Annotated in this window: 12 protein-coding genes; 6 read left to right on the top strand and 6 right to left on the bottom strand. The window is 69.9% G+C overall.

Features of this window, described 5'->3' with window-relative positions; genetic code table 11:
* Positions 1-54: 54 nt before the first annotated feature.
* Together ACIQF0_RS12530 and ACIQF0_RS12525 are read right to left on the bottom strand one after the other, a co-directional pair.
* Positions 55-1,491, bottom strand: a complete 1,437-nt coding sequence (locus ACIQF0_RS12530; protein ID WP_401028328.1) for a family 43 glycosylhydrolase — start codon at positions 1,489-1,491, stop codon at positions 55-57.
* Positions 1,488-3,959: an alpha-L-arabinofuranosidase C-terminal domain-containing protein gene (locus tag ACIQF0_RS12525; RefSeq protein ID WP_401028325.1), complete on the bottom strand. Its 2,472-nt coding sequence runs from the start codon at positions 3,957-3,959 to the stop codon at positions 1,488-1,490. The genes ACIQF0_RS12530 and ACIQF0_RS12525 overlap by 4 nt, the downstream gene beginning before the upstream one ends.
* 163 nt (positions 3,960-4,122) lie before the next feature.
* Between ACIQF0_RS12525 and ACIQF0_RS12520 the strand changes: the two genes are divergently transcribed.
* The 6 genes from ACIQF0_RS12520 (at position 4,123) to ACIQF0_RS12495 (ending at position 9,944) form a co-directional block, all read left to right on the top strand.
* On the top strand, positions 4,123-5,091 hold the full coding sequence (locus ACIQF0_RS12520; RefSeq protein WP_401028322.1) for an ABC transporter substrate-binding protein: 969 nt from the start codon (positions 4,123-4,125) through the stop codon (positions 5,089-5,091).
* 102 nt (positions 5,092-5,193) lie between these two features.
* Positions 5,194-6,726: a sugar ABC transporter ATP-binding protein gene (locus ACIQF0_RS12515; RefSeq protein ID WP_401028319.1), complete on the top strand. Its 1,533-nt coding sequence runs from the start codon at positions 5,194-5,196 to the stop codon at positions 6,724-6,726.
* A complete protein-coding gene (locus ACIQF0_RS12510) occupies positions 6,723-7,703 on the top strand; it encodes an ABC transporter permease (RefSeq protein ID WP_401028316.1) in 981 nt (326 codons plus the stop codon). The genes ACIQF0_RS12515 and ACIQF0_RS12510 overlap by 4 nt, the downstream gene beginning before the upstream one ends.
* Positions 7,700-8,662 (top strand): galactofuranose ABC transporter, permease protein YjfF, encoded by a 963-nt coding sequence (yjfF, locus tag ACIQF0_RS12505; protein WP_401028313.1) that lies wholly within the window; start codon positions 7,700-7,702, stop codon positions 8,660-8,662. The genes ACIQF0_RS12510 and yjfF overlap by 4 nt, the downstream gene beginning before the upstream one ends.
* Positions 8,659-9,489, top strand: a complete 831-nt coding sequence (locus ACIQF0_RS12500; RefSeq protein ID WP_401028310.1) for an expansin EXLX1 family cellulose-binding protein — start codon at positions 8,659-8,661, stop codon at positions 9,487-9,489. The genes yjfF and ACIQF0_RS12500 overlap by 4 nt, the downstream gene beginning before the upstream one ends.
* A 29-nt stretch (positions 9,490-9,518) precedes the next feature.
* Complete coding sequence (locus ACIQF0_RS12495) at positions 9,519-9,944, top strand: nitroreductase family deazaflavin-dependent oxidoreductase (protein WP_401029921.1); 426 nt, start codon at positions 9,519-9,521, stop codon at positions 9,942-9,944.
* A gap of 4 nt (positions 9,945-9,948) precedes the next feature.
* Here ACIQF0_RS12495 and ACIQF0_RS12490 read toward each other — a convergent pair whose 3' ends face one another.
* From ACIQF0_RS12490 to ACIQF0_RS12475, 4 genes are read right to left on the bottom strand one after another with little or no spacing between them, the layout of a single operon-like run.
* Positions 9,949-11,043 carry an SGNH/GDSL hydrolase family protein gene (locus ACIQF0_RS12490; RefSeq protein WP_401028307.1) on the bottom strand — a complete coding sequence of 365 codons (1,095 nt, stop codon included), beginning with the start codon at positions 11,041-11,043 and terminating at the stop codon, positions 9,949-9,951.
* Positions 11,044-11,055: 12 nt separating this feature from the next.
* Positions 11,056-12,510 (bottom strand): glycoside hydrolase family 43 protein, encoded by a 1,455-nt coding sequence (locus ACIQF0_RS12485; protein ID WP_401028304.1) that lies wholly within the window; start codon positions 12,508-12,510, stop codon positions 11,056-11,058.
* Positions 12,507-14,474, bottom strand: a complete 1,968-nt coding sequence (locus tag ACIQF0_RS12480; protein ID WP_401028301.1) for a beta-galactosidase — start codon at positions 14,472-14,474, stop codon at positions 12,507-12,509. The genes ACIQF0_RS12485 and ACIQF0_RS12480 overlap by 4 nt, the downstream gene beginning before the upstream one ends.
* Complete coding sequence (locus ACIQF0_RS12475; RefSeq protein ID WP_401028297.1) at positions 14,471-16,507, bottom strand: TIM-barrel domain-containing protein; 2,037 nt, start codon at positions 16,505-16,507, stop codon at positions 14,471-14,473. Before ACIQF0_RS12475 ends, ACIQF0_RS12480 begins: the two co-directional genes overlap by 4 nt.
* Positions 16,508-16,529 lie beyond the last annotated feature (22 nt).

The raw sequence follows: 16,529 nt of genomic DNA, 5'->3' as shown, positions 1-16,529 counted from the left end.
CGGTGATGTTAGCGATAACACCAGGTCGGCTTCGATGCAGTGCTCATTGTCCACTTATTCGAGCCGGAATGTGGCACGTCGGCGCGCGTCGCGGTCGCTTCCTGGTCTGGACAACACCACGCGACCGTTGTCGTGGGCGAGATACGTGTCCGCGCCGACACGGAGCGAAACCGCGGCACGGTCCGCAAGTCCCGGCACGCGAACAAAACTCGCCGCCCGGCCGTACGCGTCGGTGTCCTCGAACGGGTCGATGCGGATCGCGTCCCCGTCCACCCGCACGTACCGGTCCGGGAAGTTCACCGACTGCACCGCGACCGTGCCGGCACCCAGGAATCCCGGCACGAAACGGAACTGGCTGTCGGCGACCTCCCGAACGTTGCCGTCGACCCGCAGCCGGTACTCGTAGTGCCGGACCACCAGCGCGGGCGCGTCCAAAGGCGACAGCCGCGAGATCGGGCCGCCGCGGCCGACGGGAACGCCGAACGAAGGCGTGCCGTCCGCGTTCCAGTGCAACCGTTGCACGCGGGTGTGCCGGTTCGGGTCGAACAGCGGGTCGCCGGTGATGTCGCGGTAGTCGCGGGCGTGGTAGACGAGCACGTCGGTGGAACCCACCGTGGTGAACGAGTTGTGCCCCGGCCCGTACTGCGACGTCGGCGCATGGGTCGCGAACACCGGGTTCGGCGACTTCGTCCACGACCGCGCGTCCAGCAGGTTCGCGTTCTCATCGGCGGTCAGCAGGCCCATGCAGTACCGGGCGTCGGTGGCGCTCGCGGAGTACGTGACGAACACGCGGCCGTTGCGGATCAGCACCGCGGGTCCCTCGTTCACCTTGAAGCCCAGCACCTCCCACGACAGCGTGGGCGTCGCGATGCGCACCGGGGTGGTCTTCAACGCCAGCGGCGAGGCCATCTCGGCGATGTAGAGGTTCGAGTTGGTGGCGATGCCGGGCTCGCTCTGCGCCCACAGGAAGTAGCGCTTGCCGCGGTGCGCGAAGGTGGTCGCGTCCAATGTGAACGTGTCCCACGCCGTCACCATCTGCCCGCGCAGCACCCAGCCGCCTTCGCGCGGGTCCGCGTTCGGCGACTCCAGCACGTAGGTGCGGATGCGGAACGGCTCGTCCTTGTCGCCGGCGGCGAAGTAGACGTACCACTTCCCGTCGACGCGGTGCAGTTCCGGCGCCCAGATGTAGCCACCCATCTTGCCGGACGCCGGACGCCGCCAGATGGTGCGCTCACGAGCCGAAGCCAGACCGTCCAGAGTGGACGCGCCACGGATCACGACCCGGTCGTACTCGGGCACGGACCCGGTCAGGTAGTACATGCCGTCGGTCGGCGGCGTGATGAACGGGTCGGCGCGCTGTTCGACGAGCGGGTTGCGGGTCGGCACCTCCGCGGCGGGCTCGGCGGCAGCGGAAACGGGCGCGGCGGACGCGAGTGCCCCGGTCGCGGCGAGCACACCGCCCGTGGCCAGCAGGGATCGTCGGGTGATCACGAGCGGCTCCTGATCCGGAGGAACGTGACGGAGTTGGGCGGGAACGTGTGCGTGAAGCTGCTCGCCACCCGGACCTGTTCGGCGCGGGGACGGATCGGCTGGGTGAACTCGGTGTTCATGTCGTCGGGACGGCCCTGCAGCACGGTCGCCCGCGCCGTCGACGCCACCGGGACGCCGAGGTCGACGCGCGTGCGAGCGGCGTTGTCCTGGGCGTTCACGACCTTGACGATCAGCTCGCCGGTGGCGAGGTCGCGGGTGACGACCTGCCGGAACGGCTCGGCGAGCTTGTCGTCGGTGAACTCGCCCCACTTCTGGCCGTCGAGGTACAACGCGACGTGCCGCCCGCGGACCTCGACGCGCACGTCGTACGTGCGGCCGGCGTCGATGCGCGTGTTGTTGCTCATCAGCGTGCTCTTGCCGCCGCCGACGGCCTTCTCCACCGCGGACTGGGTGTTGTTCCAGCCGCCGAGGTTCCACCAGTAGTAGTTGCCGGTGTCCTGCACGCCGAACGCGACGAGGAAGCCCTCGCGCCCGGACTGCTTGGTGGCCTTGACGTTCAGCGTGTAGTCACGCCAGGTCTTGTCGCCCGCGGTGACGAGCGTGTCCTCGGCGGCCGCGTCGGACTGGACGTACGCGCCGTTCACGACGTTCCACGCGCCACGGCCCGACTTCGTCCACTGCGCGTCGGTGCCGGAGAAGTCGTCGCTGAACAACGCCTGTCCGGACGCGCTGGTAACGCTCACATCGTCGTAGCTCGCGGCGGTCGCCCACGTCGAGAGCCCGATGGCACCGGTGATCGGTGCCCGGGTGGACGGCGTGGCGGACGCGGTGCTCGGCACGACGTGATCGCCCACGTTCGTCATGAACAGCTTCTGCATCTCGTAGCTGGCCGAGCCCCACGAGGCGTGGTTGTTGAACCAGATCATGTCCGGGCGCCACTGGACGTAGTCCTCGTTCGCCAGCAACGGCGCGTACGAGGCCAGCTTCACGACGTCGGCGTTGCGTTCTAGGCCGGTCATGAACGCCGCTTCGCTCAACGCGTTGAAGTGCCTGTTGTCCTGCGAGGCGTACTCGCCGAGGAACACCTTGGGACCGTTGCGGTCGTAGGAGTCGTAACGGTTGTTGTTCTCGAGGAACCAGCTCGGGCTGTTGTAGTAGTGCTCGTCGATCATCTTCACGCCGGCCTGCTTGTTCAGCTGCCACAGGCGGTCGAACGTGCCGCCGGTGTCGTCGGGGCCGGAGTTGCTGACGACGGTGATGTCCGGGTACTTCGCGTTGATCGCGTCGCGGAACTTCGTGAAGCGGGCCATGAACTCGTCGGGCAGGTTCTCCTCGTTGCCGACCGCGAGGTGGGTCAGCCTGAACGGCTTGGGGTGGCCCATTTCGGCGCGTTTGCGTCCCCAGACCGAGTCCGCGGGACCGTTGGCGAACTCGATCAGGTCGAGCGTGTCCTGGACGTGCCTGGCCAGCAACGCCGGGTCGTCCGTGGCGCGGTTCTGGCCGCAGCCGGTGACCAGCGCGGGCACGACGGGCAGCGGCATGGCGCCGACGTCCTCGGAGAACTGGAAGTACTCGAAGTAGCCGAGGCCGTAGGACTGGTTGTAGCCCCAGAAGTTCGAGTTGGTGGCGCGTTGCTCGACCGGACCGATGGTGTCCTTCCACTGGTACGAGCGGCGGCGCTCGAAGTTCGGCGCGTCGTAGCCGTAGTGGCTGCCGGTGTTGACCAGGCAGCCGCCGGGGAACCGGACGAAGCCAGGTTTCAAAGCGGCGACCTTCTCGGCGAGGTCGCGGCGCAGGCCGTGGCCCTTGAAGGTGTCCTGCGGCAGCAGGGAGATCATGTCGAGGCGCAGGGTTCCGGTGCCGCCGCCGGTGACCAGCAGCCTGCCGGTCGTCGAGGTCTTCCGCGCGCGGACGGTACCGGCGTAGCGGGTCCAGCCGTCGCCGCGGACCTCGATCTTCACCGGGTCGCCCAGTGCCGTTCCGGCCGGGTCGGTGACGGTGGCGGTCAGCGGGGTGCCCGCCTGGTCGGTGCGCGCCCAGACGGAGAAGTCGTAGCGCTGGCCGCTCTGCACCGCGATCCCGCTGTTGTAGCCGGAGTTGATGACGCCGGCGGGCAGGCCCAGTTTCAGGTAGCGGCGGTTGCGCTCGTTCATCCGGCCGGTGTCGTCGGCGACGTCCACTGTGCCGCTGTGCGGCGCCCATGACGTCAGGCCGTGGTAGCTCGCGTTGTCAGCGGGGTCGTACTCGAACGAGCGGTTCTGCACCAGCTCGGCGTACAGCCCGCCGTCGGCGGCTCGGTTGATGTCCTCGAAGAAGACGCCGTACATCGAATCGTCGATCGAAGCGCCCTTCTTCGTGGCGTCGATCTTGAGCGTGTAGTCGGTCTCGGCGGCCGCCCCTGATCCGGGAACGGCGACGAGCAGACTGGCCGCGAGGGCGGCGCTCAGCAGGACGTGCTTGCGGGGCACGGGTTTCCTCCCCAAGCTCGGAAGTGAGCGTTAACATAGGGCTGCGAACTCGTTACGAGCAAGCCCTTGACGCGACAGTTGTGAGCGTTCACTCTTGTCCACCTGACAACCGCGGACACGCGGTCGAGCTCCGCGACACCGTCGTCACCCCGGAGGAACCCCAGTGCTGAAGAAGATCACGACAGTCGCCAGCGTGGTCCTGCTGAGCGCGCTCACCGCGTGTGGTTCGGGAGGTGGTGGGGGCACCAGTTCGTCGAGCGGTGACACCATCACGATGGGCTTCGCCCAGGTGGGTGCCGAGAGCGGCTGGCGCACCGCCAACACCAAGTCGGTCCAGGACGAGGCCAAGGCCGCCGGGATCGACCTGAAGTTCTCCGACGCGCAGCAGAAGCAGGAGAACCAGATCAAGGCGATCCGCTCCTACATCCAGCAGAAGGTGTCGGTGATCGCGTTCAGCCCGGTCGTCGAGACCGGCTGGGACACCGTGCTGCTGGAAGCCAAGCGCGCCAACATCCCCGTGATCCTCACCGACCGCTCGATCGACTCCGACGACACGTCGCTGTACAAGACGTTCCTCGGTTCCGACTTCGTCGAGGAGGGCCGCAAGGCGGGCGACTGGATGGTGGCCAACGCCTCCGGCGCGACGAACGTGGTGGAGCTGCAGGGCACCACCGGCGCGGCGCCCGCGATCGACCGCAAGAAGGGCTTCGAGGAGAAGATCGCGGCCAAGCCCGACATCAAGGTCGTCGCGTCGCAGTCCGGTGACTTCACCCGCTCCGGCGGCAAGCAGGTCATGGAGGCGTTCCTCAAGTCCCAGCCGAAGATCGACGTGGTGTACGCGCACAACGACGACATGGGCCTGGGCGCGATCGAGGCCATCAAGGCGGCGGGCAAGGTGCCCGGCAAGGACATCAAGATCATCACCGTGGACGCGGTGAAGGACGGCATGCAGGCACTGGCCAACGGCGAGATCAACTTCATCGTCGAGTGCAACCCGTTGCTGGGCAAGCAGTTGATGGACCTCGCGAAGAAGGTCGTCAAGGGCGAGCAGGTGCCGGAGCGGGTCGTGACCGTGGAGGGCACGTTCACCCAGGAGCAGGCCAAGGCCGCACTCCCCCAGCGCCAGTACTGAGTCCTTCCCCCACCAGGAAAGGACACCCCAGACCCGTAGGGCCCGTCACTCCCGCGCATCGGGTGACGGGCCCCTCGGCCAGAACGACGAGAGCCAGGGCCCATGACCGAGTCTCCGCCACCTGTCGTCGAGATGCGGGGCATCAGCCTCGCGTTTCCCGGCGTGAAGGCGTTGCAGGACGTCGACTTCCGGCTGTTCCCGGGTGAGGTGCACGCCCTCATGGGCGAGAACGGCGCCGGCAAGTCCACCCTGATCAAGACCTTGACCGGTGTGCACCGCCCCGACGCGGGGCAGGTCGTGCTGGCCGGCGACGACGTGGCGTTCTCCTCCCCCGGCGAGGCCCAGCACGCCGGGATCAGCACGGTGTACCAGGAGGTCAACCTCTGCGCGAACCTCACGGTCGCGGAGAACATCCTGCTGGGCCGCGAACCTCGCAGGTTCGGTGGCATCGACTTCCCGGCGATGCGCCGGCGTGCCGCGGAGGTGCTGGCGCGCATCGGCGTCCACATCGATCCGGCGTCGAGTCTCGGCGAACACCCGATCGCGGTGCAGCAGCTGGTCGCGATCGCCCGTGCGATCGCGATCGACTGCCGCGTGCTCGTGCTCGACGAACCGACGTCCAGTTTGGACGCCGGGGAGGTCGCGGAGCTGTTCCGGATCATGCGCGTGCTGCGCGACGAGGGCGTCGCGATCCTGTTCGTGTCGCACTTCCTCGACCAGGTCTACGAGATCTCCGACCGGATGACGGTGCTGCGCAACGGAACCCTCGTCGGCGAGCACCTCACCGCGGACGTGGACCGGCGCACGCTCATCGCGCAGATGATCGGCCGCGACCTCGGCACGCTGGAGGCGATCGAGCACGCCGCGGAGGAGCGCCAAGCCCAGGGCCCGGTGCTGGTGGAGGCGACGGGTCTGGGCAGGCGCGGCGCGATCGAACCGTTCGACCTGGAGATCCGCACGGGCGAGGTGGTCGGCCTCGCCGGACTGCTCGGGTCGGGCCGCACCGAACTGGCCCGGCTGCTCTTCGGTGCCGATCGCGCTGACTCCGGCAGGCTGCTCGTGGACGGCAAGCCGCTGCGCCTGCGCGGCCCCCGCTCGGCGATCGCGGCGGGCATCGCGTTCAGCTCGGAGGACCGCAAGGGCGAGGGCCTCGTCGCGGATCTCTCGATCCGCGACAACCTGGTGCTCGCGATGCAGGCGGCCCGCGGCTGGACCCGTCCGCTGCCACGCAGGACGAAGGACCAGCTCGTCGAGAAGTACCTGAAGGCACTGAACATCCGGCCCGCGAACCCGGACGCGCTGGTGCGCACCCTGTCCGGCGGCAACCAGCAGAAGGTCCTGCTGGCGCGCTGGCTCGTCACCGAACCGCGGCTGCTGATCCTGGACGAGCCGACCAGGGGCATCGACATCGGCGCGAAGGCGCAGATCCAGCAACTCGTCACCACGCTGGCCGCGGAGGGCACCGCGATCCTGTTCATCTCCGCGGAACTGGAGGAGGTCGTGCGCATCGCGGACCGCATCGTCGTGCTGCGCGACCGCCGCAAGATCGCCGAGCTGGACGGCTCGGTGACCGGCGTCGACGAGGTCGTCGAACTGATCGCGGGCGGGGCCGCGCCGGAGAAGGTGGTCTCGTGAAGAACAAGCTGTTGTGGCCGCTGCTGGCGCTGGTCGCGCTGTTGCTGCTCAACCTGATCGTGACGCCCTCCTTCTTCGCGTTGCGCATGCAGGACGGCCACCTCTACGGCGGCCTGGTCGACGTGCTGAAGAACGGCGCCCCGACCCTGCTGATCGCACTCGGCATGACGCTGGTGATCGCCACCCGCGGCATCGACCTCTCGGTCGGCGCCGTGGCGGCGATCGCGGGCGCCGTCACGTGTGTCCACATCGGAACGTCGGACAGTGCCACCACTGCGTTCGCGGGCATGGCGATCGCACTGGTGCTGTGCGCGGTTCTGGGTCTGTGGAACGGGTTCCTGGTGGCCGGGCTGGGCATCCAGCCGATCATCGCGACCCTCGTGCTGATGACCGCCGGACGTGGCGTCGCCATGCTGGTGACCGAGGGGCAGATCGTCACGGTCAACAACACCGCCTACCGCCAGGTCGGCGCCGGGTTCGTGGTGCTGCCGGTCTCGATCCTGATCGCCCTGCTGGTGCTGGGACTGGTGGCGTTCGTGACCCGGCGGACCGCGCTCGGCATGCTGATCGAGGCCGTCGGTGTGAACCCGGAGGCGTCACGGCTGGCCGGGGTGCGGTCCCGCACGATCATCTGGACCGTCTACGTGTTCGCCGCGGTGTGCGCGGGCATCGCCGGGCTGATGATCAGTTCCAACGTGAGCGCGGCCGACGCCAACAACGCCGGGCTGTGGATCGAGATGGACGCGATCCTCGCCGTCGTCATCGGTGGCACCTCGCTCGCCGGCGGGCGCTACTCGCTCACCGGCACGCTGCTCGGCGCGCTGATCATCCAGACCCTCACCACCACCGTCTACACGATCGGCGTCAAACCGGAGGTGACGCTGGTCTTCAAGGCGATCGTCGTCATCGCCGTGTGCCTGGTCCAGGCGCCGAAGGCCCGCGCCGCACTGAGCTTCCGGAAGGTGGCCGTCTCATGACCACTCTCGCCCCGCGGGTGCCGTCGCGGTTCCTGCCGGTGCTCGCGACCGTCGCGCTGTTCGTCCTCGCGTTCGGCGTCGGCTCGGCCCGCTACGACGGGTTCGCGTCCGGCCAGGTGATCGCGAACCTGTTCATCGACAACGCCTTCCTGATCGTGCTCGCGGCCGGCATGACGTTCGTGATCCTCAGCGGTGGCATCGACCTGTCGGTCGGCTCGGTCGTCGCACTGTCCACAATGGTCACGGCGTCGGGGCTGCAGGCCGGGTGGCCGGTCCCGCTCGTCATCGTCGCCGTCCTGCTCACCGGCTCGACGCTGGGTCTGCTGATGGGCCTGGTGATCCACAAGTTCGACATCCAGCCGTTCATCGTCACGCTCGCCGGCATGTTCCTGGCTCGCGGCCTGTGCTTCGTGATCAGCGTGGAGTCGGTGTCCATCAAGGACAGGACGTTCCGCGACGTCGCCACCGCCGCGATCGAGCTGCCCGGCGGCGTGACCATCACCTACAACGTCGTGATCGCGCTGCTCGTCGTCGCCGCCGCGATGTACGTCCTGCACCGCACCCGCTTCGGCCGCACGGTCTACGCGGTCGGCGGCAGCGAGTCGTCCGCGTTGCTGATGGGCCTGCCGACCACCCGCGTCAAGGTGGGCGTCTACGTCATCAGCGGCCTGTGCTCGTCGCTGGCAGGCCTGCTGTTCAGCCTCTACATGCTGTCCGGCTACGGCCTGCACGCCGTCGGCATGGAGCTCGACGCCATCGCGGCCGTCGTCATCGGCGGAACGCTGCTGGCGGGCGGGGTCGGGTACGTCCTCGGCGGGCTGGCCGGGGTGCTGGTGCTCGGCACGATCCAGACGCTGATCTCGTTCCAGGGCACGCTCAGCTCGTGGTGGACCAAGATCGTGATCGGCGTTCTGCTGCTGGTGTTCATCGCCGTGCAGCGGACTATAGTCCGGCGGTGACTCGCCCCCGGCTGTTGCTGTTCGCCCTGGTCGCGTTGCTGGTGGCGGTCGTCGGCGTGGTGGTGCTGCGTGAGCCGCAGGGCATCGCGGGCACCGCTGTGGCGGGCGCGGGCGCCGCACCCACGACCACCACCCAGCTCACGACCACCACTCCACCCGCGACCACCACGACCGTCCCGAGCCCGGTCAGGACGCCCCAGGGCGCTCCCCTGGCCGGGAAGATCAAGCCGGGCGAGCAGCGCAAGGGCGTGGCGACGTTCTACGACTCCGACGGCGGCGGCGCGTGCTCGTACGATCCCGGCCCCGATCCGCTGACCGCGGCGATGAACGTGGCGGACTACGAGAACTCCGCCGCGTGCGGTGCGTTCGTCCTGGTCCAGGCCGGTGGGAAGAGCATCACGGTGCGGATCACGAACCTCTGCCCGGCGCCGTGCCGTCCGGGACAGCTGGACCTCAGCGCCCAGGCCTTCGCCATGCTGGCACCACCTGTGAAGGGCGAGATCCCGATCACCTGGACCCTCGTCAGCCCGGAGACGCCGAAGACCATCGCGATCCGCTACAAGTCCGGGTCCAGCCAGTACTGGTGCGGGATCCAGGTCCTCGATCACCGCAACCCCGTGGCACGACTGGAGGTCCAGGCGGGCGGGCAGTGGCGGCAGCTGAAACGCGCCGAGTACAACTACTTCCTGGCCGAAGACGGCGTCGGGTGCGGCGGGGCCATCGCGGTCACCGACGTCCACGGCGAACGTCTGGTGGTGAACGCCCTGCCGGTCAGGCCGGACGCGGTCCAGGCCACGACCCTGCAGTTCGCCCGCGCCGGGGAATGAGACCGGCGCGGACGTTGTTGATCGTGGACATGGCAGATGTGAAGCTCAGCCCGACCGAGTGGGTCCAGGAGCAGACGAAGAAGATCCTCGAGACCGGCACGACCGAGGGCATCAAGGTCGTCGGCAGGCCGATCGTGCTGCTGACCGTGCGCGGTGCGAAGAGCGGCGCCCTGCGCTACACCCCGGTCATGCGCGTGGAGCACGACGGCAGCTACGCGGTCGTCGCGTCCAAGGGCGGCGCACCCGAGCACCCGACCTGGTATTTCAACATCAAAGCGCACCCGGAGATCGTCCTGCAGGACGGCACCGAGGCGAAGGACTACGTCGCCCGCGAGGTCGACGGCGCCGAACGGGCCGAGTGGTGGGAGCGTGCCGTCGCGGCCTTCCCGAACTACGCCGAGTACCAGGAGAAGACCGACCGGCTGATCCCGCTGTTCGTGCTCGACCCGAAGTAGCCCGTCACCACCGGAGGGGAAGCGTGGCGAGGTAGTCGCCGAGCTTCCCCGCGATCAGCCGGTGGTCGCGCGCCGAGAAGTGCCAGTCGCACCCGAGGCGGTCCAGCGCCGGGTCGCTGTAGTTCCAGTGGCGGACCCGGCTGTCGCCCTGGGCGTTGCGGTCCTGCACGACCTGGCGGACGGCGTCGGCGAACGCGCCGGAGGCCTCGGGGACGCTCACGACGATCGTCGTGGCCGGGCCGTACCGGGTGCGCAGCTTGTCGAGGAAGCCCTGGTACGCGGACTTGTACGCGGTGACCAGGCTGTCCTGGGTCGGCCACTGCTCGCCGGGGTTGAGCGTGGTGGAGAAGTCGTTGGTGCCCAGGCCGGCCACGACCAGCTGCGGGCGCCACGTGCCGGGATTGCGCCACACGTCGCCGTCGACGTGCAGCAGCGCCCGGTCGTAGTAGGTGCGGTAGCTGGTTCCGGGCGTGTGACCGTTGTAGTTGCGCACCATGCCCAGGCCGGAGAACGCGTTGACCTGGTAGTCGGCGTTCAGCGCCTTCGCGGCGAGCGCCCCGAAGCTGATGTCGGTGTTGGTGTTGCGGGTGACGCCGCCGTTCGCGGAGCAGTCGCGGGTGGTCGAGAGGTTGCCGTAGCCCGCGGTCAGGGAGTCGCCGATGAACTCGATCTGCCGGGTCCGTGCCGCCGGCCTGGCGAGAACGGTCCCGCCGTTCGCGGCGACGAAGCCGCCGAACTCCCCCGCCGCCCAGGGGCTCTCGGTCCGCTTGACCAGGCGCACGCGGTGCTGGGCGTTGCTCAGGTTGCGGACCCAGTACGTCGTGCGTCCCGGCGTCACCAGCGTCGCAGCCGTCGCGCCGTCGATCTGCACGTCGTAGTCGTTCACCGCGTCGTTGAGGACGATCCCGACGCCGGTGCCGCGGAACCGGCCCTCGAAGTAGACCCCCGGCCAGGTGTACTGGCCGGACGCGGTGACCCGGCCCGCGGTGTGCGCCGTGGCCAGCGGGCCCGCCGCGGACGCGGTGACCGGCACGACGGCGGCCACCAGGGCCACCACCGCACCGAGGACTGCCTGTGCTTTCCTGCGTGATCCGAACATGAACCCTCGCTCTCAGTTGAGCCGCTGGTACTCGAACCAGTCGAAGTGAACGGTGCCCGCCGCGGCGTACAGGCCGATGACGCGGCCGGTGAACCCACCGGCGACCTCGGTCGAGAGGTACTTGCCGTCGAGCGTGGCGAGTGCGGTGAAGGTCCCGCCGGGTTCCTCCACGCCGAACGACAGGGTGTCGGGCCCGGAGCGCGCGTCCCGCGGGTTCCGGGCCTCCTCCACGCGCACGAGAAGAACCAGCGGTCCGTCCGGCAACGGCCGGGAGGCGACCACGGTGCCCACCGGTCCGATGCGCGCGAGGACCCGCACCTCCCCGTGCGCGGCCTCGATCTCGTAGTGGTGTTCCTCGTCCAGCCGGACCGCCAGGCCGCCACGCCCTTCCGACGGGTCCAGCAGCGTGCGGGCGAGGCAGGACGGGTGTTGCTGGCGCCGCCCGGCGAACACGACGGCGGGATCGTCCATTCCGGACCCGCGGGCGTGCAGCGTGAGCCAGCCAGGGCGTTCCTTCGTGGTGCAGTGCCGTTCCGGGCGGTCGCGCAGGGAGACCCAGCACGGCCGCAGCTCGGCGAGGTCGAAGTCGTCCCGTTCCGGCGCGGGGGAACCGGGTGCGCCGGACACCAGCTCCCCGACAACCGGCCAGCCGTCGGTCCAGGTCACCGGTGCCAGGAAGGTCTCCCGGCCGAGCACGTGCCAGCCGGGGGTGCCGCCGCCGGGCCGCACGCCGAGCAGCACCATCCACCACGCACCGTCCGGCGCCCGCACCAGATCCGCGTGACCGGTGTTCTGGACGCGCTCGTCGGTGCCGCGGTGGCTCAGGATCGGGTTGGCGGGGCACGGTTCGAACGGGCCGTCCGGCGACGGGGCGCGGGCGATCGAGACGGCGTGGCCGCGTTCGGTGCCGCCCTCGGCGATCAGCAGGTACCAGTGGTCGCCGATCCGGTACAGGTGCGGCGCTTCCGGTGCCTTGGCGCCGGGGGTGCCGGACCACAGCGGGCGCGGTTCGCCGAACGTCTCGCCGGTGGCCGGGTCGACGCGGTACTGCCGCACCCCGGCGACCGTGCACCAGCAGTTGCCGTCGTCGTCCCAGGCCAGGTCCGGGTCGATGCCGCCGACGCCGGGCAACGGGACCGGGTCGGACCACGGCCCGGCCGGATCGGTGGCGGTGAACACCCTGTTGCCGCCGCCGTCGCTCACACTCGTGACGACCAGCCAGAAACGGCCGTCGTGGTGGCGCAGAGTCGGTGCGTAGATCCCCGCCGACGACGGCGTTTCGGCGGTCAGCCGCAGTTGGCTCTGGCGCTCCAGGGCGTTGCCGATCTGGGTCCAGCTCTTCAGGTCCCTGCTGTGGAAGACCGGGACGCCCGGGAAGTACTCGAAGCTGGAGCACACCAGGTAGTAGTCCTCGCCCACCCGGCACACGCTCGGGTCGGGGTGCATTCCAGGGATCACGGGGATCACCGCGGACCTCCCGCCAGGACAGCGCATCCGCCGGGTGGCACCTCCCGCACCGGTCCCCCCGTCAGCACGTCGTGGGCGGCTTCGGGCAGGGACACGGGTTCGGCGCCGTGGTTGAGCACGAACTGCCAGCGGCGGCCGTTCTCGCCTTGGCGCACCACGACTTCCAGGCCGGGCAGGGCGGGTACGACGCCGGCCGAGTCCAGCAGCCGGGACACCAGTGCTGTGTGGTCCGCGTCGTCGAGCCGCGTCGACAGGTACCAGGCATCGCCCGCGCCGCAACGGTTCCGGGTCAGCGCGGGAGAGCCTGCGAGCGCGCCGTGCGTGTACGCGGCGATCGTCTCCGCGCCCTGCGCGCGTACCGACTCGCTCCAGACCGTGCCGTGCGAGGAGTCCGAGAGGACGATCCGTTCCTCGTACCGCAACGGCCGGTACTCCTCGACCCGGATGCCCAGCGCCTCGCGCAGCGGAGCTGCCGGACAGCCGCCGAGCCGGGCGTGCCCACGGCTGTCGACGACCCCGCTGAAGTACTGGACCAGCAACGTTCCGCCGTTGACGACGTAGCGGCGCAGGTTCTCCGCGCCCGCGTCGGAGAGCAGGTACAGCGCCGGGGCGACGACCAGCCGGTACCGGCCCAGGGCCGCTTCGGGGTGCGCGAAGTCGGTGACGACCCCGTTGTCCCACAACGCCCGGTGCGCCTTCCGCAGCGCGGAGTGGTAGTCCAGTTCGGACGAAGGCAGGCCGTCCGAGCTCATCGCCCACCAGGCGTCGGAGTCGTGCAGCACGGCCACGTCGGCGGTCACGGTCGAGCCCGCGAGCTCCCCGAGCCGGGACACTGCCTCGCCCGTCGCCTTCACCTCGGCGAAGACGCGGCTGTCCGGACCGGCGTGCGGGACCATCGCCGAGTGCCACTGCTCGGCGCCCGCCTTCGACTGGCGCCACTGGAAGAACAGCGCCCCGTCTGAGCCGCGCGCGATGTGGCCGAGCGAGTGGCGCAGGATCTCGCCGGGTTCCTTGGCCAGCGTGCGGCCCTGGTCGTAGACCGTGCTGGTGCCCTGTTCCATCAGCAGCCACGGCCTGCCGCCGCCGAACGAGCGGGCCCGGTCCGCGGCGAACGCGACGTCCGCCGCCGCGTCGAGACCCGGCCGGTCCGGGTAGTGGTCGATCGCGACCAGGTCCACCTCACGGCTCAGCGCCCACAGGTCGACGTTCTGGTAGCCGGGCTGCATCATGTTCGTCGTCACCGGCCGGTCGCTGTGCGCGCGGATCGCGTCCCTCTGCTCGGCGTAGGCGGCGACCACCTCGTCGGAGAAGAACCGGCTGAAGTCCAGGGTCAGACCGGGGTTGCGGTGCCACTGGGTGGCGCGCGGCGGCAGGACCTGCTCCCAGCTGCCGTACCGCTGGCTCCAGAACGCCGTCCCCCACGCCTCGTTGAGCGCGTCCAGCGAACCGTGCCGGGCACGCAGCCAGACCCGGAACGCGGCGGCGGTGTGCTCGCACCAGCACAACGTCACGTACTCGTTGTGCACGTGCCACAACGCGACCGCGGGATGGTCGCCGTAGCGTTGCGCGAGCGCTGAGGCGATGCGCCGGGCCGCGGTGCGGTAGGCCGGGGCACTGACGCAGTAGGTGTCGCGGCTGCCGTGAACCAGCCTGGTGCCGTCGCGAGTGACCGGCATGGCGTCCGGGTGGGCCAGCGTGAACCACGGCGGCGGCGAGGCGGTCGGCGTGGCCAGGTCGACCGCGACCCCGTTGGCGTGCAGGCGGTTCAGATGCGCGTCGAGCCACTCGAAGTCGTAGCGACCCTCCTCCGGTTCGAGCAGGGCCCAGGAGAAGACTCCGACCGTGGCCAGGTTGACCCTGGCCTCGCGCATCAGCTCGTCGTCCTCCTTCCACACCCGCTCGTCCCACTGCTCGGGGTTGTAGTCACCGCCGAAAGCCAGTCCCCCCAACCGTTTCGCGATCACGTCTCCTCCCGCACGGGCAACCGGGCGCCGTCGCGCAGGAACAGCGGGATGCGGTCCAGCGGTGCGGCGACGGTGACCGTCCGCCCGCCGTCGTGCTCCTCGCCGGTCCACGCGTCGGTCCACCGCGCGCCGGCGGGCAGGTGGACGTCGCGTTCACGGGCGCCCGCCTCGGTGATCGGAGCCACGAGCAGGTCGGGGCCGAGCAGGAACGCGTCCTCGACGCGCCAGGCCGCCGGGTCGTCCGGGAACTCCAGGAACACCGGCCGCATCGGCGGCACACCGGTCTCGGAGGCCGTGCGCATCTGCTCCATCACGTAGGGGCGCAGGCGTTCCCGCAGCCTCAGATGCGCGGCGAGGATCTCGTACGCCTCCTCGCCGTACGACCAGACCTCGTTGGCCAGCCCGGTCATCGCGGGCTCCAGCACCTGCTCGTCGCCGCGGAAACCGTGCAGGCGGAACAGCGGGCAGAAGGTGCCGTACTGGAACCAGCGCACGAGGACCTCGCGGTAGGCGGGATCGTCGGGGTCGCCGCCGTGGAAGCCGCCGATGTCCGTGGTCCACCACGGGATTCCGGACATCATCACGTTCAGCCCTGCCTTGATCTGCGTGCGCAGCGTGGCGAAGTCCGTGCCAATGTCCCCTGACCACAGCGCGGCGCCGTAGCGCTGCGCGCCCGCCCACGAGGAGCGGTTGAGCGAGATGATCTCGGTCTCCCCCGCCGCGGTGAGTCCTTCGTGGACGGTCCGGGCGTTCTCGCGCGGATAGAGGTTGCCGACCTCCAGACCGGGGCCCGCGTGGTAGCGCAGGTTGTACTGGTGCCCGGGCTTCAGCTCGGGTTCGCCCGCGTCCAGCCAGAACACGGAGATGCCGAGGTCGTGGTAGCCGCGCCGGATCCGGTCCCAGACGTACTCGCGCGCCTCGGGGTTGGTGGCGTCGTAGAAGGCGACCTGGGCGGAGTAGGCGCCGAGCCCCTTGTCCGGCCAGTCGGCGTGCGCCATCGGCCCGAACTCCGTACCGACGAACAGGCCCTGGTTCAGCATGGGGTGGTAGGTCTCGCTGGCCGGGCTGACCGAGGGCCAGACCGAGACCATCAGCTTGACGCCCATCTCGTCCAGCTCGCGGACCATCGCCGCCGGATCGGGCCACTCGGAGAGGTCGAACTGCCACTCGCCGAGGTGGGTCCAGTGGAAGAAGTCGCAGACGATCACGGACAACGGCAGCCCGCGCCGCCGGTACTCGCGGGCGACCTCGAGCAGTTCCTCCTGGGTGCGGTAGCGCAGCTTGCACTGCCAGAAACCGGAAGCCCACTCGGGAAGTTCCGGCGAGTGCCCCGTCACGTCCGCGTAGCGGCGCAGCACGTCGGCAGGCCTGCCCGCGGTGATCCAGTAGTCGATCTGGCGGGCGCTGTCGGACACCCAGCGGGTGCCGGTCTCCGCGAGCTCCACCCGCCCGATCGCGGGCGAGTTCCACAGCAGGCCGTAGCCGCGGTCGGAGACCAGCAACGGGATGGTGACCTCGGCGTTGCGCTGGACGAGGTCGATGACCGCGCCCTTCTGGTCGAGCAGGCCGTGGGTGTGCTGGCCGAGGCCGTAGAGCCGTTCTCCTCGGTAGGCGCGGAAACGCTGCTCCAGCCGGTGATGGCCGTTGCCCGTCGCGGTGGCGAGACGCGGTCCCGGCCACCAGAAGTGGGCCGGTTCCTCCGCGAGGAGCTCGGTGCCGTCCTCGGTCCTGGTGAACGTCAGCCTGCCGGCGGCCGCCCCCAGTTCCGGGGTCAGGGCGCCTTCGGTGCCGGCGTCGATCCGGACGGTGAGCGCGCCGTGCACGAGGGTGGCGTGGTGCTCGGAGATCTTGATCTCCACCGGGCCGCCGTCCGGTGGCGTGCCGAGCAACGCGCCGGGGAGGTCGTCGAGCAGCGGACCAGCGGGAGTGGCGCGCACGCGGACCGCGTCGGAGCCCCACGCCTCGACTCGGAGCGTCTCGCCCCTCGCCCGCCATTCCAGCGCGGTGCCGAGGTCTCGGAAGTACTGGGGCATGCGGAAGCTCCTCACGAGTGCG

Origin of the sequence: Lentzea sp. NPDC092896 (assembly GCF_044754905.1) — a bacterium.
In the GTDB taxonomy this organism is placed as follows: domain Bacteria; phylum Actinomycetota; class Actinomycetes; order Mycobacteriales; family Pseudonocardiaceae; genus Lentzea.
This window is presented reverse-complemented; position numbering and strand designations above follow the sequence as displayed.